Here is an 18,236-nt window from a genome sequence, read left to right as displayed (position 1 = left end):
CCCGATTATTTATATTTTAGTAAAGCCACAGCGAACCATGAATCTTATCTTGCAAAGCCTGAACGCAGACCGCAGCGCCATAGACCGCATCGCCAGCCTGGCTGACGTTGCGGCGGAAGACATCAGCAGCGGCGGCCGCCATGCATGGCGTTGCGCCGGCGTCGCCTATTCTGCCAGCCTGAAGACGCTGATCGACGCCGCCTGCTTTGGTGCAGGCATCGATTGCGCCTGGCTGCCGGCGGCGCCGAATCTCAGTGATTTCAAACTGCTGGCGATGGACATGGATTCGACCCTGATCACCATCGAGTGCATCGACGAGATCGCCGACATGCAAGGCCTGAAGCCGCAAGTCGCGGCAATTACCGAAGCCGCCATGCGCGGCGAGCTGGAATTCGACGAGAGCCTGACGCGGCGCGTGGCCTTGCTCAAGGGCCTGGAAGCCTCGGCCTTGCAGCGGGTATACGACGAACGGCTGCAACTGTCGCCGGGTGCGCAAACCATGCTGGCGGCGGTCAAGGCGGCCGGCGTCAAGACTTTGCTGGTGTCGGGCGGCTTTACCTTTTTCACCGACCGCATGCAAGCATCGCTCGGCCTCGACTACGCCCATTCCAACGTGCTCGAAATCGTCGACGGCAAGCTGACTGGCAAAGTGGTCGGCGCCATCGTCAACGCCGAGGAAAAGAAACGCACGGTCGAGCGCGTTTGCGCCGAGCTGAACATCGCCGCCAGCCAGGCGATCGTCATGGGCGATGGCGCCAACGACCTCTGCATGATGAGCATCGCCGGCCTCTCGGTGGCCTTCCGCGCCAAGCCGGTGGTGAGAGAAAAAGCCAGCGTGGCCTTGAATTTTGTCGGTTTGGATGGCATCTTGCCTATATTGGCGTGATTTCCCAGGGAATCGGCGCCGACGGTAACGTTAAATCCTGAACAACACAGAAGGAAAAACATGGCCAACGAACTGGTTTTCGATAACAAGCTGCACTCCGAGAAAAATCTGGCCTGGTGGCTCTATTTCGCTCACGCCGCCAGCCTGCTGTTCTCGCTCGGAACGCTGTCCTGGATCCCCTTGATCATCAACTACGTCAAGCGCCAGGATGCGGCAGACACGTTTGTGTATAGCCATCACAACTGGCAGATCCGCTCGTTCTGGTGGTATCTGCTGTGGGTGGTCGTCGGCGTCGCGCTGTGCATGACCGTGATCGGGATTCCGCTGGCGTTCGCGGTGTGGGGTCTAGCCTGGCTGTGGAAGGCTTATCGCCTGATCAAGGGCCTGGTCGACCTGAATGACAACAAGGCAATGCCCGCCTGAACTCGTCGCAACACTGCCCGCAGCCGCGGGCAGTGACAACATCTTCCTTTCCTCACATCGCTTCCAGGCATGAGCAATACCCTCGTTTCACCCGTCCGGCCCATGCTTGCCGGCGACATCCCGGCCGTCATGCAAATCCAGGCCGAATGCTATCCGCCGTCGATGCTGGAATCCGAAGACGTATTCCGCGCCCGCCTGGCGCTGACGCCGGCCACCTGCTGGATCTGGTCTCCGGCTCCTGACAACGCGGCAGCTTATCTATTCAGCTATCCGTCCCGCAAGGATGCAATCACCCCGCTCGGCGCCCAGTTCAAGCTGGCCGCGGCGCCGAATTGCTTGTACCTGCACGACCTGGCCGTCGCGCCAGCAGCCCGCGGCCAGCGCGCAGCCAATGCACTGGTAGCGGCGGCGCTGGAACATGCGCGTGCGGCAGGCATGGCATGGAGCGCGCTGGTGTCGGTGCAGCGGTCACAGGATTTCTGGAGCGGGCTTGGTTATGCAACGGTAGAAGTCGAACACTCTCCGGCAAAAGAAAACCTCGACAGCTACCAAATACAGGGGAACCAGCAAGCGGCGATTTATATGCTGCAACGCTTGATTTAACTGACCTCGCCCGCCCATTAAAAAACCGACCTGGCGGATCGGTTTTTTTAATCATACTCAGACATGCGAACGCCGTGCCAGGCATTAGCTGCTACATGGCGGTCAAGGCCTGTTCGATATCGGCAATCAGATCCTGCGGATCTTCCAGGCCGATGTTGAAGCGCACCAGGATGCCCTTGCCTTGCCAGTTCTGGCGCATGGCCTGGATGCGGTAAGGCACGCACAGGCTATTCGCGCCGCCCCAGCTGTAGCCGATCTTGAACAGCTGCAAGCTGTCGACGAAACGGTCGGTCTGCTCTTCGCTGTAACGCTCGTCGAACACCACCGAAAACAAACCCGCGGCGCCGCTGCAATCGCGCTGCCAGATGTCATGGCCGGGGCAATCCGGGAAGGCTGGATGCAGCACCCGGCTGATCTCGGGCCGCTGCTTGAGCCAGCCCGCAATGTTGCGCGCCGCTGCATCATGCGCTTCGAAACGCATTTTCATGGTCGGCAGGCTGCGCAGCACCAGGTAGACATCGTCCATGCCGACGCCGAAGCCAAGCCGCATATGCGCGGTCTGCAGGCGCTGGTTCAAGGCGGCGTCACGCGTGATGACCGCGCCCATCAGGACGTCCGAGCCGCCCGACTGGTATTTGGTGAGGGCATGCATGACGATATCGACGCCAAGGTCGAAAGCGCGCAAAGCCAGGCCGGCCGACCAGGTATTGTCGATCGCCACCAGGACATTGTTGGCGCGGGCAGCCTGGCAGATGGCGGGAATGTCCGGCATTTCCATCGACACCGAACCCGGCGCCTCGGTCCAGATCAGGCGGGTATTCGGCTGGATCATGGCGGCAATGCCGGCGCCGATCAAGGGATCGTAATAGCGCGCGCTGATGCCGAAATCGCGCGCCAGCCAGTTGCCCAGGTCGCGGTTCGGGTTATAGACGTTATCCGGCAGCAGCACGTCGTCGCCGCTCTTCAGCAAAGCCAGGTTGACCATCGTGATCGCCGCCAGGCCGCTGGGGGCCAGCAGGCAGTGCTGGCCGCCTTCGATTTCCGCCAGGCGCGCTTCCAGCGTGAAGGAAGTCGGAGTGCCGTGCAGGCCGTAAGTGTAGCCGTTCTTTTCCTGCCAGTTGCGCGCCCGCATCGCGGCGACATTCTTGAACAGGACTGTAGAGGCGTGGTGTATGCCGACCGGGAAGGCGTCAAAGCCTGCCGGGGCCTGGTAATCACTGTGGATCACCGCAGTTTGAAAATTCTTTTTTGCCATATGCCTTGGAAGAATTTCTCGAAGAATTTCTTAAAGAATTATTTGCCGAATGATTTACCTGAATGGGCAGTCTGCGCCGGCGCTTGCACCACCAGTACGAATGGCTTGGTTACCGCATCGTCGGTGGTCGACCAGGTGCCGCTGAAGGTGTTGCCGACCAGGGCGCCGGTCCACTCGCCGGAGACATCCTTGCCGTTGAGCGACTCTTCCATGACGACATCCGTGTTTTCCGATTCGCCGGCCAGCAAAATCTTGGCGTTCTGCCCTGCAATCACGTAGCTGCCTTCGATGCCTTCGGTAGGATCCGGTTTCAATTGCAGATGCATTTCGATCCTGGCGTCGCCCAGGGTGCCGCGCAAGGTCAGCGGCTTGGCGAACAGACTGGCTGCCGCAGGCGCCGCGGCGGAAACCGTCGTCGCGCCGATATCGCTATCGGCCAGCGCCAGGCCCGAAGCCAAGCCTGAAGCCAGCCCCAGCGATAAGGTCAGCGCAACGACACACTTCCGTGCCGTCATGCAGCTGCCCACAGGTCATGCGCATCGGAGGCGGTGATGGTGACATCGACAAACTCGCCGACCACCAGCTTCTTGTGCGGCTCATACGGCGGCTTGACATACACCACGCCGTCGATTTCCGGCGCATCGGCGCTGGAACGACCGACGCCGCCGCTGCGGTCGACCGAGTCGATCAGCACGCGCATGGTCTTGCCGACCTTGGCTTGCAGACGCTTCTTGGAAATCTCTTCCTGCAACTGCATGACGCGGCCGCGGCGCTCTTCGCGCAGCTCTTCCGGCACCGGATTATCCAGGGCGTTGGCAGTCGCGCCTTCCACCGGCGAATAGGCGAAGCAGCCGAGGCGGTCGATTTCGGCTTCCTTGAGGAAGTCCAGCAGGTATTCGAACTCGGCTTCGGTCTCGCCCGGGAAGCCGGCGATGAAGGTCGAGCGGATGGTCAGGTCCGGGCACATGGCGCGCCAGGCTTGGATGCGTTCGATATTCTTTTCGCCGCTGGCCGGGCGCTTCATGCGCTTGAGGACGTCCGGATGGGCGTGCTGCAGCGGCACATCCAGGTATGGCAGCACCTTGCCTTCGGCCATCAGCGGGATGATCTGGTCGACGTGCGGATACGGGTAAACGTAGTGCAGGCGCACCCAGGCGCCGTACTGGGCGGCAATCTCGCCCAGTGCGGTCACCAGTTGCGTCATGTGGGTCTTGACCGGCTTGCCGTTCCAGAAACCCATGCGGAACTTGACGTCGACGCCGTAGGCGCTGGTGTCCTGCGAAATCACCAGCAGTTCCTTGACGCCGGCCTTGAACAGGTTTTCGGCTTCCATCATGATGTCGGCGATCGGGCGCGACACCAGGTCGCCGCGCATCGACGGGATGATGCAGAAACTGCAGCGATGGTTACAGCCTTCCGAGATCTTCAGGTAGGCGAAATGCTTGGGGGTCAGCTTGATGCCTTGCGGCGGCAGCAGATCGATGAACGGCGCATGCGGCTTCGGCAGATGCTTGTGGACCGCGAACATGACTTCGCCGACAGCGTGCGGACCGGTCACTTCCAGCACTTTCGGGTGGATTTTCTGGATGATGTCGTCGCCGTCGGCGTCTTTCTTGGCGCCCAGGCAGCCGGTGACGATGACCTTGCCGTTTTCGCTCAGCGCTTCGCCGATGGCGTCCAGCGACTCTTGCACGGCGGCGTCGATAAAGCCGCAAGTGTTGACGATGACCAGGTCGGCGCCTTCATAAGACTTGGCAGTTTCATAACCTTCCGCGCGCAGCTGGGTCAGGATTTGTTCGGAATCGACCAGTGCCTTGGGGCAACCAAGGGAAACGAAACCGACTTTAGGAGCTAGAACTGGTGCAGCTGGCGCTGCGGAAATGACATTGGACATGACGAAAGGTGGGGTCAAAGCGAAAGACGCTATTGTACCCCTTCCCTTGCCATGGTTACCCGTGATGAGCCCTAAAAACCTGTCATAGGATCAAGAACCCCCGAGGGCGTTTACTTTTTGGTCTTTTCCGCAGGCGGCGGAGGCGCAAACGGGAAGGTGCCGAACATGTTCTTGGTCTGGTTCTGCATCTGTTCCTGCATCTGGATGAACAGGCCCTTGCTCTGCTCGATGTAGTTGCTCATCATGCCCTGCATCATCGGCCCCTGGACGTTCATGAACTGGGTCCACATCTCCGGGCTGAAAGGCTTGCCTTCGTACAGGCCCTTGGAATTCTCCGCCAGCTTGTTCTGGATATCGATGAACGCCTGGATGTTTTTTTCCAGGTAGTTGCCCATCATCCCCTGCATGGCGTGGCCGTAGTAGCGGATGATCTGCGACAGCGCCGCGCTGGAGAACATGGGCGTGCCGTTGGATTCTTCCTCCAGGATGATCTGCAACAGGATGCTGCGCGTCAGATCGTCGTCGGTCTTGGCGTCCAGCACCACGAACTCTTCGTTGTCCAGCACCAGCTGCTTGACGTCAGTCAGAGTGATGTAGGAGCTGGTCTGCGTATCGTACAAACGCCGATTCGGATATTTCTTGATCAAGCGTTCAGACGTCTTTTTTGTAGTAGTCATTTCTGTCCCAGGTTACTGCGCTATAACGCGCTTATAGGTGCTGAGCCGCAATCAATTTGCTGCAACACCTCATTATATTGCGCAAAACATGTGCAACCGGCTTTTATAGGGAGATTTATTGCATTGCAATATGGACAAGCAAATCCAGCGGCCGTACGGACCGGCACTGCGGTCCGCACGAGTCCAGCAAGGGCTGGATCAGCCCATATGCAAGCCGCCGTTCAGCGAGAAGTCAGAGCCGGTGGCATAGCCGCCTTCATCCGACACGATCCAGGAGATGATGGAAGCGATTTCTTCCGGCTCGCCCAGACGCTTGACCGGAATCCCGGCCACGATCTTTTCCAGCACATCCGGCCGGATCGAACGCACCATGTCGGTCCCGACATAGCCTGGCGAGACAGTATTGACGGTCACGCCCTTGGTTGCCACTTCCTGCGCCAGCGCCATGGTGAAACCATGGATCCCGGCCTTGGCGGTCGAATAGTTGGTCTGGCCGAACTGGCCCTTCTGGCCGTTCACCGATGAGATATTGACAATCCGGCCCCAGCCGCGGTCGGCCATGCCATCGATTACCTGCTTGGTGACGTTGAACAGCGAATTCAGGTTGGTGTCGATCACCGCATCCCAGTCAGCCTTGGACATCTTGCGGAACTGGCCGTCGCGGGTGATGCCTGCGTTATTGATCAGGATATCGATTTCGCCGATCTCGGCCTTGACCTTCTCGAACGCCGTCTTGCAGGAATCCCAGTCGGAGACATTTCCTTCCGAGGCATGAATATCAAAACCCTTGGCGCGCATGTCGGCCAGCCATTTGTCCTTGCGCGTTGAATTCGGACCGCAGCCAGCGACCACGGTAAAACCATCTGTGCAAAGACGAGTACAAATTGGGGTGCCGATGCCGCCCATTCCCCCGGTCACATAAACGATTCGCTTTGCCATCTCTTGTCTCCTTCAAAAAAACAATTCAATAATCGATCTGCTATTCATTTACTGCTGCCTTCTGCACATCCGCACATTTCCGTGTCTTGTTTTTCCTACCCTTAATTCATTCTGCCCTGACCTTGACGTAACTGCCCGGCGCCGCTTCGATCACGACGTGCTTAGTATTTCCCAATTTGCGCGGCGCTGCCACCTGTTTTCCTGCATGTTCCGATAAAAATGTCGCCCATTCGGTCCACCAGCTGCCCGGATGCTCGACGGCGCCGGCCAGCCAGGCGTCGGCATCGGCCGCCTTGCCGTCGTTGGTCCAGTAGCTGCGTTTGTTCTTGGCCGGCGGATTGATGACCCCTGCGATATGGCCGGAGGCGCCCAGCACGAAACGGTTCTGCTTCTGTTTTTTCGGATTCAGCAAGCCCAGCGAAGCATAGGCCGAAGTCCAGGGCACGATGTGATCTTCGCGCGAGGCGTAGATGAAAGCCGGCGCGTCGATCTTGCCGAGATCGATCTTTGCGCCGCCCACGGTCAGCTTGCCGGCGTCCTTCAGCGAATTGTCCAGGTACATATTGCGCAGGTAATAACAAAACATCGGCCCCGGCAAATTGGTGCTGTCGGCGTTCCAGTACAACAAGTCGAAGGAGCTCGGCTGCTCGCCCTTGAGATAATTCGATTCGACATAATTCCACAGCAGGTCGTTCGGCCGCAGGCTGGAAAACGCCGAGCCGAATTCGCGCCCCGGCATCAGGCCGCCCTGGCCGATCGCCTGTTCGCGCATGCGAATCTGCATGTCGTCGATGTAGACATCGAGGATGCCGGTATCGCTGAAATCCAGGAAAGCGGTCAGCAAGGTCAGGCTAGCCACCGGATTGAGCTTGGCCGCCGCCAGTTTCGCCAGCGCCGTCGACAGGATGGTGCCGCCGACGCAAAAGCCGAGCGCGTTAACCTTGTCCTGGCCGGAAATTTCCTGCACCAGCTCCAACGCCTTGATGGCGCCGTCGTCGATGTACTGATCCCAAGTCGTTTGCGCCAGCGACTCGTCGGCATTGCGCCAGGAAACCAGGAACACGCTGTGGCCCTGCTCCACCGCATAGCGCACCAGCGAATTCTGCGGCTGCAGGTCGAGAATATAGAATTTGTTGATGCAAGGCGGCACGATCAGCAGCGGCCGCTGGAACACCTTGGCGGTCAGCGGCTGGTACTGGATCAGCTGGAACAGTGCGTTTTCAAACACCACCGCGCCTTCAGTGGTGGCCACATCCTTGCCCACTTCAAACGCCGTTTCATCGGTCTGCGAGACCCGGCCCTTGTGCATGTCAGCGATCAGCTGGGCGATACCCTTGGTCAGGCTTTCGCCATTAGTCTCGACGATTTTCTGCTGCGCCACCGGATTGGTCGCCAGGAAATTCGACGGCGCCATGGCGTCTATCATCTGCTGCACGGTAAAGCCGATCTTGCGCTTGATCTTGGGCGGCGCGTCCAGCGCATCGACCATGGCGTTGAGGAAATGCGCATTCAACAAGTAGGCAGCGGCATTAAAGGCGTACAGCGAATTGCCATGCCAGGCAGCCCCGCTGAAGCGGCGGTCGGCGAAGTCCGGCGGGCGCGCCGCCAGCATGTCTTGCCACAAGGCCGACAGCTTTTGCGTGTACTCCACCTGCAGCTTTTCCAACGCGACCGGGTCCAGCGCAATGCCCAGCTCGCTCAGTCCGGCTGGGCCTGGGCCGCGGGCCGACGCGTTCAACGCACCGAGGAACATGTTGGGATCGCCGATATGGCTGAGCTGCTGGAGAAACTGGGGATTGAAGGCTTGATTGAACTGCTGCGAGAGTTGCAGCAATGCGGCAGGGTCGAAGACGGAAAATTGGGGCGTATTCATGCGGTAACCGTTGATTTGGCGTATTTTCGTGTATCTTTTATCGGATTGACTCTACAGCAGGAAACACAATGTATATCGTCGCCATCGCATGGATTTACGTCGTCTTCATGATGGCAATAACGGAAGCTAACGCAGTCGCCGGTGTAATGACATTTTTGCTGTACGGTGTTTTTCCTTTGACAATTGTTTTATACCTGATGGGCACGCCGCAGCGCAAGAGAAATCGACAGCGAGCTGAAAATTCTGCCAGGTTGGCGGCACAGGAAAAAGCTGCGGAAGCCGCTGCCACAGCGGCTCAGCAGCCAGCCCCGGCAGAAAAAACAAAACCGTAACTTATTTCAGCCAGATCAGCGACGCCATGCGTCCGGTCACCCGGTCTCGGCGATAAGAATAACAATTCCCGTCACTCACGGTGCACAAACCACCGCCGTAAACCTGCACCACACCTGCCTGTTTTAATGCAATTCGCGCAAGCTGGTAGATATCCGCCAGGTATTTCCCCGGCCGCTGCGCGATGGGTACAAAACATGCGTGGATTTGCGCCGTACGGCTTGCAGCATCGGCGTCGCCAGGCTGCACCGCCCCGACAAACGCCTGCAGCACATCGGCGCCGACTTCGAAACTGTCAGGACCGATCGCCGCACCCAGCCAAGCCACGATCGTTCCGGCGCCCGCAGCCCGCATGCGCGCCGCCGTATTCTGCAGCACCCCGCCCTGCAAGCCGCGCCAGCCGGCATGCGCGGCGCCGACCACTCGCCCGTTCACATCGGCAAACAAGACCGGCAGGCAATCAGCCGTCTGGATTGCGCAAACCACCCCCGGGCGCGTGGCAATCGCGGCATCCGCTTCCATCACAGCGCCATCGGCCGCGCCTGCATCCACCACATCGTGGCCATGTACTTGCGTCAGCCAGAGCGGCGACGCCGGCAGCAAGACATCCAGCAGCGCGCGATTCTGCGCCACCGCCTGCGGCGCGTCTTCGACGTGCGCGCCAAGGTTCAGGCCGCCGCCGCCGTTGCCGTCGTCGTAAGGCCCCTGGCTGACGCCGCCGCCGCGTAAAGTGGCGAAAGCGCCGATGTTGCCCGGCACGCCCGTCCAGTTCGGAATAATCAGTTGCATCTGCTTAGCATTCCCAGCTTTTCATTTTGCTCACAAAAAAACAGCCGCCAACAGCGACTGCTTTCTCCCACAAACCTGCTACTCCGGCACGCTCATGCCGGCGCGGGTCAGCAGCTCGGCGAAATCCTGCGGCAAGGGCGCAAACCATTCGCAAGGCTTGCCGGTAGTCGGATGGATCAGTCCCAGGCGCGACGCCTGCAGGGCCTGGCGCGGAAATGCCGGCATCAGATGTTGCTTGCCGTACAAGGCGTCGCCGACCAGGGAAAAGCCGAGCGATTGCATATGCACGCGGATCTGGTGGGTGCGCCCGGTTTCCAGGCGACAACCCATCAGGCTGACCGGACGCCGCTCCAGCAAGCCGGTCCCCAGGCGCTGGTAATGCGTAATGGCCGGCTTGGCGATGAGGCTGTCCGACACCGCCATCTTGATGCGGTCGCGCGGATGGCGCGCCATCGGACTGTCGACCGTGCCGTTCAACTGCGGCGTGCCCCACACCAGCGCCAGGTACTGGCGCTTGACAGTACGCGCCTGCAGCTGGCGCACCAGATCGGTCTGGGCTTCCAGCGTCTTGGCGACCACCATCAGGCCGCTGGTGTCCTTGTCCAGGCGGTGCACGATGCCGGCGCGCGGCACCCCGGCCAACGCCGGCCAGCGGAACAGCAGGCCGTTGAGCAAGGTGCCCGACCAGTTGCCGGCGGCCGGATGAACCACCAGGCCGGCCGGCTTGTCGATCACGATGATCGCCGCGTCTTCATAGACCACGGCGAGCGGCATGTCTTCCGGCGTGAAGGCCTGCTCGTCAGGCGCTGGCTGCGGCAGCACCACCACGGTTTCGTCGCCGTAGGTGGTCATCTTGGTGGTAGTGGCAACCTTGCCGTCCACCGTGACGTGGCCGGCTTCTATCCATTGCTGGATACGGCTGCGCGAATACTGGGGCACCAGGCTCGACACCACCTTATCCAGGCGCGTTCCGCACACATCAGGCGTTAATTGCAATACTATCGGCGCGCTGGCCGTAGCGGCGTCGCCGTCGTCGATACACTCGATATCGACATCTAAATCAGCTTCTGGCAGACTTTCAGCCAAATTTGGCTTGGTAAATGACATCAGAGGAAGTCCCATCGGCTATAATCGATCAATCGTTAAAGTAATTACCCAAACACAGTAACTACAGGTAAACATACGCAATCTTGCAAAAAACTATGCAAAAAAGACTCTTAAAACTAGCTGCAGCGGCATTCGTTCTATCCTTATCTGCGTGTGGCTTGCTGCCAGACAAAGTCGATGAAACCGCAAACTGGTCCGCCCCCCGATTATACTCGGAGGCCAAGGATGAAATGAACAGCGGTGGCTACGATAAGGCAATTAAGTACTTTGAAAAGCTGGAATCGCGTTATCCGTTCGGCACCTATGCGCAACAGGCGCAGATGGATATTGCGTATGCCCACTACCGCCAGGGCGAACAGCCTGAAGCGCTGGCGGCGATCGACCGCTTCATCAAGCTGCATCCGAATCACCCTAACGTCGACTATATGTACTACCTGCGCGGCCTGGTGAACTTCAACGACAAGGTCAGCATTTTCGACTTCCTCTCGAGCGAAGACGCCACCGAACGCGATCCGAAAGCTGCACGCGATGCATTCGATGCATTCAAGCAAGTTGTGGTGCGCTTCCCGAACAGCACTTATGCGCCGGATTCCATGGACCGCATGAAATACCTGGTGAATGCGCTGGCGCAGTATGACGTCCACGTCGCCAGCTACTACTACCGCCGCGGCGCCTATGTTGCTTCCGTCAACCGCGCCCAAAGCGCAATCTCGGAATACCGCGACGCGCCCGCAGTGGAAGAAGCGCTGCACATCATGGTGCAATCGTATGACGCCCTGGGCATGACACAGTTGCGCGACGACTCCGAGCGCGTGCTGAAGAAGACCTACCCTAACAGCATCTATGTGGGCGGCACCGGCACCGATAGCAAAAAGGTGGCGGCCAAGGCCCCTTGGTGGAAGTTCTGGTAACCCGGCGGAAAATATCCCGCCTCAAAGAGAAGCCCCGCACTGCGGGGCTTTTTTCATGGCTACAGGCCGGACGCCGGCCGCGACTGGCTGGTCAGCAGTTTCTTGGGGCGCACCTTGACGCCCTGGATCTGATGCAAGTGATGCTGGAACTGCAGGGTCGCCGTGTCCCACGAGTACTCCAGCGCGTGCCGCCGCACTTCGCGGCGATCGAGGCCGAGCGCCATCAGGCAAGCGGAGGTCAGGTCCTGATCCAGTATCCCCGAACGGCCGTGCGCCACCACATCCACCGGGCCCGGCACCGGGTAGGCGGCGACCGGCACGCCGCAGGCCATGGCTTCCACCATGACCAGGCCGAAGGTATCGGTATGGCTAGGGAAGACCATGACGTCGGCGCAGTTGTAGTACGAGGTCAGCTCGTGGTGCGCCTTGGCGCCCAGGAATTGCACCTGCGGATAGCGTTGCTGCAGTTCTTCGCGCAGCGGACCGTCGCCGATCACCCATTTGGTGCCAGGCAAATCGACTTGCAGGAAAGATTCGATATTCTTTTCCACCGCAACCCGGCCGACATACAGATATAGCGGGCGGACGATGCAGGCGTGATCTTCGTCGACCGGCTTGAAGCGTTCTGTATCCACGCCCCGGCCCCACAACACCAGATGGCGGAAACCGCGCTGTTCCAGCTCCCGCATCACATGCGGGGTCGGCACCATGACCGCCTTGGAAGGGCCGTGGAACCAGCGCAGCCAGCGATAAGTGATCGCCTTGGGCAGCATGGAACGCGCGCTCAGGTATTCCGGGAAACGGGTGTGGTAGGCCGTGGTGAAACCTATGCCCTGGCGCAGGCAGAAACGCCTGGCGGCGAGCCCCATCGGACCTTCCGTGGAGATATGGATGCAATCCGGGGCAAACGCTTTCAGGCTGGCGGCGACCCTGGCATAGGGCTTGTAGGCCAGGCGGATTTCCGGATAAGTGGGACAGGCAAAGGTCTGGCAATCGTCCGGGCTGAGCAGCAATACTTCATGGCCATTGTTGCGCAGGCCGGCGGTGGTGGCGCGCAGCGTGTTGACCACGCCGTTGATCTGGGTCTGGGCGGCGTCCGTTACGATGGCAATTCGCATAAGTCTCTGATCTGATTGCTGGAAACTGCCTTTTTCTGCTGCATGATTTCCTGCCAGGTGACCAGCCGCAGTGCGCCGCTGGCCTCTTCCACCAGCGCCGACAGGCTCTCCACCCAATCGCCGTCGTTGCAATAGGTGATGCCGTCGATGTCGCGGATTTCCGGCTTGTGGATGTGGCCGCAGATAACGCCGTCCAGCCCTTTCTTTTTCGCCTCGGCAGCCAATGCATCTTCAAACGAAGAGATGTAGTTGACGGCGTTTTTCACCTTCAGCTTGAGGTATTGCGACAGCGACCAGTAAGGCAGGCCGGCGCGCGCGCGCCAGCCGTTGAACCACTGGTTGAATTTCAAAATCACGGTGTACAGGCCATCGCCGACATACGCCAGCCACTTGGCGCAGGCGATGACGCCGTCGAAGCGGTCGCCGTGCAGCACCAGCATGCGTTTGCCGTCGGCGGTGGTGTGCACCAGCTCGTCACGGATGCGGATGCCGCCGAAATCGAGATCGACGAACTGGCGCACCGCTTCGTCGTGGTTGCCCGGCACGAAAATCACTTCAGTGCCCTTCTTGGCCTTTTTCAATACTGTCTGCACCACGTTGTTGTGAACCTGGTCCCAGTACCAGCGCCGCTTCAACTGCCAGCCATCGATGATATCGCCGACCAGATACAAGGTATCCGATTCGGTGGCGCGCAAGAATTCCAGCAGGCGAGCAGCCTGGCAGCCGGTGGTGCCCAGATGGACATCGGAAATCCAGATCGTGCGGAAGCGGATCGGATCGCGCTTCGACGAGGTGGAGCCGGCGCCCGCATTGGCGCCGAACAAAGCCGCTTCCAGAAACTGTTCGCCTGGTTTCATGTCGTCCTCGCTTCTTTCAAGTAGTGACGTGCGTAGCGGCCGTCCAGTTTCGACAAGGGCAGCAGCAGGAAAAAATCGGCGGAATGGAAATCAGGATCCCAGGCCGGATCGCCGCAGACCCAGGCGCCGCTGCGCAGATAGCCTTTCAGCAGCGGCGGCATTTGGGCCACGTGGCCGGATTCGCGCTCATAGACCGGGAACGGCACATGCGGCGTGACCCGATATTCGGCAGGCGAGAAACTGTTTTGATCGAGCGCGTGATACAAGGCTGCTGCATTGTGGCCGCCATCGGCCAGGCTGACGCTGGCGCAGCCCATCAGGTAATCGCAGCGCTCGCGCCGCATGAATGCGGCCAGGCCGGCCCACAGCAGCATGATGACGCTGCCGCTGCGGTAGTCGGGATCGATGCAGGCGCGTCCGGCTTCGGCGATGCTGCTGCGCAGGTTGTCGAGCCGGCCCAGGTCGAATTCCTGTTCGGAGTAATAGCGGCCCATGCGCCGCGCACCGTGCGGGCTCATGAGACGATAAGTGCCGACCACGCGCAGCGTCTTGGTGTCGCGCACGATCAGGTGATCGCAATAAGCGTCGAACTCGTCGCTGTCGAGTCCGTCGGCATTGGCCAGCGCAGACAGGCCCATCGTCTCGATAAAAACCTTGTAGCGCAAGCGCTGCACTTCGCGCACTTCTTCCTGCGTGCTGGCCAGGCTAACCGTCAACTTGGCTTCACTTGAGCTCGCTGCGCCAGCATTAGTTAGGAGTTGCATTCATCGTCCTTTCAGATTGTGACGATGACAAGCCTAACCACCGATTACTTCAAGAAAATGACAAAATTATTTCGGTTTTATGACATAGCAACAGTGACGGAATGGCAATTCTCAAGGCAAAAAAAACACGAAAAACATGAAAATAACCAAAAGGATATTTCATGTTTTTCGTGCTTATTGCGTCCTGAATCAGAACACTGGCAGTGTGCCGAGCCGCAGCGAAAGCCGCGGATCTCGCTGCCTTGCAGGCCGCTGCTTACTTCTCTTTTTTCGGCCGGCCGGCCTTGACTGGCGGCAGGCTGGCCACAGCCAGCTTCAGGTTTGCCAGGCTCAGGTCGCGGATCAGGGCAACGCCGACGCGCAGCAATTCGCTCTTCTTCACTTCCAGGCCCGCTTTCAGGAAGGTCTTTTTGACGTCGCCCAGCACCTGGTATTCATCGGCCGGCATGGTGAAGCTGTCGCGCACCAGCTTGGCTTTCTTGACCTTGGCTTTGGCGTCCGGCAAAACCTTCAGGCTTGGCGCCGGCTTGACGGCCAGCGGCTTGGCAGCGATCAGCGGCTTCGGTGCGGCTTTCAGTTCCGGCTTGGCTGCTGGCTTCGGCCCCGGCTTGGCCGCCGCTTTCACCGATGGTTTCGCTGCAGGTTTTGCCGCAGGCGCCGCCTTCGGGCTGGCCTTGACTGCCGGCCGTGCGGCCGGCTTGGCTTTGGCGGCCGCTCTGACTGCGACTACCGGCTTTTTAACAGCGCGTTTAACAATTTTACTGGCAACCATTCAATTCTCCATTAACAAATCGTATAAATAATATATACAATTCTTTGACCTTCGGCAAGAACAGCTTGATCAAGCGCTCCATTTCCAGGCCTGCCAATACAACACCAAGACGGCGGCCGACGCCGCGATTTCATCAAGCGGTCATATTAAACAAGGACACTGCGACTCCTCCGCCACCTTATTTCAATTTTTCTGATGAACTTAAACTTGAAACGCATTTTGTGCAAGTGCCTGGCTGCTTTCTCTTTGTTCCTGCCCTTGCTGACGCATGCCGCCGACATCATCGTGGTCGGCCAAGCCATCGACCTGTCCGGCCCGAACGCCGATCTTGGACGGGATTATGTGGCGGGCATAAAGACTTATTTTGACGTGCTGAACACCAAGGGCGGCATCAACGGCCGCCGTATCCAGTATCTGGTGCGCGACGACCGCGGCCAGGCCGATCTGGCTGTCAAGGCGGTGGCCGAGCTGATCGACCAGGCCCACGTCTCTTACCTGTTCGGCGGCGTCGGCGACGACGTCACCCGCGCGGTGCTCAATTCCGCCGATTTCAAGCGCAGCGGCCTGACCCTGTACGCGCCGCTGGCCGGCGCCGACTACCAGAAGGACGCCAGGATCCTGTTCTGGCGGCCCAGCTACCAGCAGGAAATCCGTCACATATTTTCCCATTTCGACAAGCTGGGAATCAAGGATATCGGCATCGTCTACCAGGAATCGGCCGCCAGCGCCGATGCCTACCAGCGCCTGCTGGAGCAGATGAAGGAAAGCGGCATCAAGCTCAGCGGCACCGTCCACCTGAGCAAGGATGCAAATCAGATCGGCAAGGAAACCGCTGCCCTGGCCGCGGCCAAGCCCGGCTTCGTGATCATGGTGGCCGACACTGTCAACGCCGGCGTGTTCCTGAAGGAATTCCGCAGGCTCGCGCCGCAGACTTTTGTGGCCGGCTCTTCCCTCACCAACCTGACCACCCTGCGCCAGCTGGCTGGCGGCAAAGCCGTGGAATGGACCGTGTTTTCGCAAGTGGTGCCGAATCCCGGCATCGGCAGTTCACCTATCCAGCTTGAGCACCTCAACATGATGCGCAAATACCGCGATGAACCGGTGTCCGCCTTGACGCTGGAGGGCTTTGCCGCGGCCAAGACCTGGATCCGCCTGTTGCAACCCGGCGCCAAGCGCGTGGCCGGCCAGCCGGAATACGTCATCCCCGGCGGCGGCTTTGATATCGGCGGCTACATGATGGGCGAAACCGCCGGCAGCAACCATCTATCCAATTATGTCGATATTGCGCTGTTCAACAAGGCTAGCGGGCTGACCTACTGAGAATGTTTATCTGAAGCGTAGAGTGGGCACATCGTGCCCACGTGTGAATTCGCTTCATCTGCCAGCTTTCTTGCTGCCGCGCAGTCTTTACTCCGGTTATCGCGGTCAGCGTGGGCACGGAGTGCCCACCCTACGTCCGGCGGATGGCGAAATCGACGCCGATCTCGCGCCACCAGTCCTGCTCCTTGGTCATCCAATAGGTCGCGGTGGGATGGTCCTCGATCCAGTCGCGCTTGATGTCGAGCTCGATCTTGCTCTTCATTTTCAGGCGCAATTCGTCAAGATCGATCTCTATGCGCGAATGCAGGAACATGACGGCCAGGCGCAGGGCCAGCACCGCCTTGGAGAAATCCGGATCGAGCAAGGCGTCGCTGATCTTGCGCAGGTTGCCCTTCTGCCCCAGGATCAGCATGCTCATCGCGCGCTGCTCGCGGGTGGTGAAACCGGACAGGTCGGCGTTTTCGATCAGGTAGGCGGCATGCTTGTGATAGCCGCTTTGCGACACCACCAGCCCGACCTCATGCAGCAAGGCGCTCCAGTGCAGATACTGGCTGAGGCCGTCGTTGGCCGGCTTGAGCATTTCAAACAGCGAGGTTGCCGTTTCCGCAACACGGCTGGCGCGCAGCTGGTCGACATGGAAACGCTGCGAGAAATCATGCACCGACTGGTCGCGCCGGTCCAGCCGCGTGCCGCGCAGCTGCAAGTCCCACATTACGCCCATGCGCAAGCCGGCTTCGATCGGCTGGATCACTTCGATGCCGAGTTCCTGCATCAGGCCGATCAGCACCGCCAGGCCGCCGACCATGACGGCGGCGCGCTCCGGCTTCATGCCGAGCAGATCGATGCGGCTGACATGGCCGAACTCGACGAAGCGCGCGCGCAAGGCCTCCAGGCTGGTGTAAGACAGGCGATGATCGCCCAGGCCGTTCCTGTCGATGGTCTCGGCAATCGCACGGATGGTGCCGGAAGAACCGTAGGCATGGCTCCAGTTCTGCGGCCGGTACGGCGGCGCGGCATCTTCGAAATGGCTGCGCGCCGACAGCACCGCGGCATCGTAGGCGGCGGCGGTGATCTGGCCGTCGGCGAAGAACGCCAGGCTCTGGTTGACCGTGCCGATGCCGAACGATTCGACCCGCTCGATCTGCTGGCCGCGGCCCAGGATCAGTTCGGTGGAGCCGCCGCCGATGTCCAGCACCAGCCGCTTTTCGTTGGGCAGGCGCAGCATGCTGGCGACGCCCATGTAGATCAGGCGGCCTTCTTCCTCGCCCGAAATGATTTCAATCGGATAGCCGATCACCTGCTCGGCGATCGGCAGAAATTCGGCGGCGTTCTTGGCTACCCGCAGCGTGTTGGTGGCGACCACGCGCACCGCTTCCAGCTGGTAGTCGGCCAGGATATTGCGGAAGCGCGCCAGCGAATCGAGCGCCACCTGCATCGCCTGTTCGGTCAGGTAGCCCTTGCTGTCGAGTCCGGCAGCCAGGCGGATCGGGTCGCGCGCACTCTTGATGACGCGGATCGCATCACCATTATATTTGCCAATATGCAAACGAAAACTGTTGGACCCCAAATCCACTGCTGCAAACATTGCTTACCTTTATCCAAACGAACGTTCGACAAAAACCCGCACCCTCAACGCGCAGGGCCTGCAAAATGCAAGCTGCGACAATAGAGGCAGATTATTACATGCTGATGACAAGGCAGAGAGGCATTCCTCAGCC

The 18,236-nt window shown here is 59.7% G+C and carries 19 protein-coding genes; 6 read left to right on the top strand and 13 right to left on the bottom strand.

Annotated elements, in window-relative coordinates; all coding sequences use genetic code 11:
• The first annotated feature begins 37 nt into the window (after positions 1-37).
• From serB to AC07V8_RS02705, 3 genes are all read left to right on the top strand, one after another.
• Positions 38-886, top strand: coding sequence for a phosphoserine phosphatase SerB (gene serB, locus AC07V8_RS02715; protein WP_494676765.1), 849 nt, complete (start codon positions 38-40; stop codon positions 884-886).
• A gap of 60 nt (positions 887-946) precedes the next feature.
• Entirely contained in the window at positions 947-1,309 is a 363-nt protein-coding gene (locus tag AC07V8_RS02710; protein WP_494676766.1) for a DUF4870 family protein, read from the top strand.
• A gap of 69 nt (positions 1,310-1,378) precedes the next feature.
• Positions 1,379-1,912, top strand: a complete 534-nt coding sequence (locus tag AC07V8_RS02705; RefSeq protein ID WP_494676767.1) for a GNAT family N-acetyltransferase — start codon at positions 1,379-1,381, stop codon at positions 1,910-1,912.
• 91 nt (positions 1,913-2,003) lie between these two features.
• Here the strand turns inward: AC07V8_RS02705 and AC07V8_RS02700 are convergent, their stop codons facing one another.
• The 6 genes from AC07V8_RS02700 to phaC all read right to left on the bottom strand — a co-directional run bounded on the left by AC07V8_RS02700 (position 2,004) and on the right by phaC (position 8,550).
• Positions 2,004-3,167, bottom strand: a complete 1,164-nt coding sequence (locus AC07V8_RS02700) for a cystathionine beta-lyase (protein ID WP_494676768.1) — start codon at positions 3,165-3,167, stop codon at positions 2,004-2,006.
• A gap of 38 nt (positions 3,168-3,205) precedes the next feature.
• On the bottom strand, positions 3,206-3,682 hold the full coding sequence (locus tag AC07V8_RS02695) for a hypothetical protein (RefSeq protein WP_494676769.1): 477 nt from the start codon (positions 3,680-3,682) through the stop codon (positions 3,206-3,208).
• A complete protein-coding gene (gene rimO / locus AC07V8_RS02690; RefSeq protein WP_494676770.1) occupies positions 3,679-5,061 on the bottom strand; it encodes a 30S ribosomal protein S12 methylthiotransferase RimO in 1,383 nt (460 codons plus the stop codon). The genes AC07V8_RS02695 and rimO overlap by 4 nt, the downstream gene beginning before the upstream one ends.
• A gap of 110 nt (positions 5,062-5,171) precedes the next feature.
• The gene (phaR, locus tag AC07V8_RS02685; RefSeq protein ID WP_061940049.1) at positions 5,172-5,738 is read right to left on the bottom strand and encodes a polyhydroxyalkanoate synthesis repressor PhaR; all 567 of its coding nucleotides are present in this window, start codon (positions 5,736-5,738) and stop codon (positions 5,172-5,174) included.
• A gap of 198 nt (positions 5,739-5,936) precedes the next feature.
• Positions 5,937-6,677 (bottom strand): 3-ketoacyl-ACP reductase, encoded by a 741-nt coding sequence (locus AC07V8_RS02680; RefSeq protein ID WP_494676771.1) that lies wholly within the window; start codon positions 6,675-6,677, stop codon positions 5,937-5,939.
• A 106-nt stretch (positions 6,678-6,783) separates the two neighbouring features.
• Positions 6,784-8,550 (bottom strand): class I poly(R)-hydroxyalkanoic acid synthase, encoded by a 1,767-nt coding sequence (phaC, locus tag AC07V8_RS02675; protein WP_494676772.1) that lies wholly within the window; start codon positions 8,548-8,550, stop codon positions 6,784-6,786.
• 68 nt (positions 8,551-8,618) lie between these two features.
• Between phaC and AC07V8_RS02670 the strand changes: the two genes are divergently transcribed.
• Positions 8,619-8,882: a hypothetical protein gene (locus AC07V8_RS02670; protein WP_494676773.1), complete on the top strand. Its 264-nt coding sequence runs from the start codon at positions 8,619-8,621 to the stop codon at positions 8,880-8,882.
• Position 8,883: 1 nt separating this feature from the next.
• Here AC07V8_RS02670 and pgeF read toward each other — a convergent pair whose 3' ends face one another.
• On the bottom strand, positions 8,884-9,669 hold the full coding sequence (pgeF, locus tag AC07V8_RS02665; RefSeq protein ID WP_494676774.1) for a peptidoglycan editing factor PgeF: 786 nt from the start codon (positions 9,667-9,669) through the stop codon (positions 8,884-8,886).
• A 78-nt stretch (positions 9,670-9,747) separates the two neighbouring features.
• A complete protein-coding gene (locus AC07V8_RS02660) occupies positions 9,748-10,791 on the bottom strand; it encodes an RluA family pseudouridine synthase (protein WP_494676775.1) in 1,044 nt (347 codons plus the stop codon).
• 80 nt (positions 10,792-10,871) lie between these two features.
• Between AC07V8_RS02660 and AC07V8_RS02655 the strand changes: the two genes are divergently transcribed.
• A complete protein-coding gene (locus tag AC07V8_RS02655; RefSeq protein WP_494676776.1) occupies positions 10,872-11,687 on the top strand; it encodes an outer membrane protein assembly factor BamD in 816 nt (271 codons plus the stop codon).
• Positions 11,688-11,746: 59 nt separating this feature from the next.
• Here AC07V8_RS02655 and AC07V8_RS02650 read toward each other — a convergent pair whose 3' ends face one another.
• From AC07V8_RS02650 to AC07V8_RS02635, 4 genes are all read right to left on the bottom strand, one after another.
• Entirely contained in the window at positions 11,747-12,805 is a 1,059-nt protein-coding gene (locus AC07V8_RS02650) for a glycosyltransferase family 4 protein (RefSeq protein ID WP_494676777.1), read from the bottom strand.
• Positions 12,787-13,662, bottom strand: coding sequence for a UDP-2,3-diacylglucosamine diphosphatase (locus AC07V8_RS02645; RefSeq protein ID WP_494676778.1), 876 nt, complete (start codon positions 13,660-13,662; stop codon positions 12,787-12,789). The genes AC07V8_RS02650 and AC07V8_RS02645 overlap by 19 nt, the downstream gene beginning before the upstream one ends.
• Positions 13,659-14,426, bottom strand: coding sequence for a GNAT family N-acetyltransferase (locus tag AC07V8_RS02640; RefSeq protein WP_494676779.1), 768 nt, complete (start codon positions 14,424-14,426; stop codon positions 13,659-13,661). The genes AC07V8_RS02645 and AC07V8_RS02640 overlap by 4 nt, the downstream gene beginning before the upstream one ends.
• A 256-nt stretch (positions 14,427-14,682) precedes the next feature.
• A complete protein-coding gene (locus AC07V8_RS02635; RefSeq protein WP_494676780.1) occupies positions 14,683-15,198 on the bottom strand; it encodes a hypothetical protein in 516 nt (171 codons plus the stop codon).
• 207 nt (positions 15,199-15,405) lie between these two features.
• On the opposite strand from AC07V8_RS02635, the gene AC07V8_RS02630 reads away from it, so the two are divergent.
• Positions 15,406-16,518 (top strand): ABC transporter substrate-binding protein, encoded by a 1,113-nt coding sequence (locus AC07V8_RS02630; RefSeq protein ID WP_494676781.1) that lies wholly within the window; start codon positions 15,406-15,408, stop codon positions 16,516-16,518.
• Positions 16,519-16,648: 130 nt separating this feature from the next.
• Here the strand turns inward: AC07V8_RS02630 and AC07V8_RS02625 are convergent, their stop codons facing one another.
• Positions 16,649-18,103, bottom strand: coding sequence for a Ppx/GppA phosphatase family protein (locus AC07V8_RS02625; protein ID WP_494676782.1), 1,455 nt, complete (start codon positions 18,101-18,103; stop codon positions 16,649-16,651).
• Positions 18,104-18,236: the final 133 nt, after the last annotated feature.

It is taken from the genome of Collimonas sp. GW821-FHT02H07 (assembly GCF_059421505.1).
This window is presented reverse-complemented; position numbering and strand designations above follow the sequence as displayed.

Bases quoted from the DNA above. Each gene is read 5' to 3' on its own strand.
- pgeF (WP_494676774.1), bottom strand. From the start codon at position 9,669: ATGCAACTGATTATTCCGAACTGGACGGGCGTGCCGGGCAACATCGGC.
- rimO (WP_494676770.1), bottom strand. From the start codon at position 5,061: ATGTCCAATGTCATTTCCGCAGCGCCAGCTGCACCAGTTCTAGCTCCT.
- AC07V8_RS02670 (WP_494676773.1), top strand. From the start codon at position 8,619: ATGTATATCGTCGCCATCGCATGGATTTACGTCGTCTTCATGATGGCA.
- AC07V8_RS02695 (WP_494676769.1), bottom strand. From the start codon at position 3,682: ATGACGGCACGGAAGTGTGTCGTTGCGCTGACCTTATCGCTGGGGCTG.
- phaC (WP_494676772.1), bottom strand. From the start codon at position 8,550: ATGAATACGCCCCAATTTTCCGTCTTCGACCCTGCCGCATTGCTGCAA.
- AC07V8_RS02700 (WP_494676768.1), bottom strand. From the start codon at position 3,167: ATGGCAAAAAAGAATTTTCAAACTGCGGTGATCCACAGTGATTACCAG.
- AC07V8_RS02705 (WP_494676767.1), top strand. From the start codon at position 1,379: ATGAGCAATACCCTCGTTTCACCCGTCCGGCCCATGCTTGCCGGCGAC.
- AC07V8_RS02625 (WP_494676782.1), bottom strand. From the start codon at position 18,103: ATGTTTGCAGCAGTGGATTTGGGGTCCAACAGTTTTCGTTTGCATATT.
- AC07V8_RS02655 (WP_494676776.1), top strand. From the start codon at position 10,872: ATGCAAAAAAGACTCTTAAAACTAGCTGCAGCGGCATTCGTTCTATCC.
- AC07V8_RS02645 (WP_494676778.1), bottom strand. From the start codon at position 13,662: ATGAAACCAGGCGAACAGTTTCTGGAAGCGGCTTTGTTCGGCGCCAAT.
- phaR (WP_061940049.1), bottom strand. From the start codon at position 5,738: ATGACTACTACAAAAAAGACGTCTGAACGCTTGATCAAGAAATATCCG.
- AC07V8_RS02635 (WP_494676780.1), bottom strand. From the start codon at position 15,198: ATGGTTGCCAGTAAAATTGTTAAACGCGCTGTTAAAAAGCCGGTAGTC.
- AC07V8_RS02650 (WP_494676777.1), bottom strand. From the start codon at position 12,805: ATGCGAATTGCCATCGTAACGGACGCCGCCCAGACCCAGATCAACGGC.
- AC07V8_RS02660 (WP_494676775.1), bottom strand. From the start codon at position 10,791: ATGGGACTTCCTCTGATGTCATTTACCAAGCCAAATTTGGCTGAAAGT.
- AC07V8_RS02640 (WP_494676779.1), bottom strand. From the start codon at position 14,426: ATGCAACTCCTAACTAATGCTGGCGCAGCGAGCTCAAGTGAAGCCAAG.
- AC07V8_RS02680 (WP_494676771.1), bottom strand. From the start codon at position 6,677: ATGGCAAAGCGAATCGTTTATGTGACCGGGGGAATGGGCGGCATCGGC.
- serB (WP_494676765.1), top strand. From the start codon at position 38: ATGAATCTTATCTTGCAAAGCCTGAACGCAGACCGCAGCGCCATAGAC.
- AC07V8_RS02710 (WP_494676766.1), top strand. From the start codon at position 947: ATGGCCAACGAACTGGTTTTCGATAACAAGCTGCACTCCGAGAAAAAT.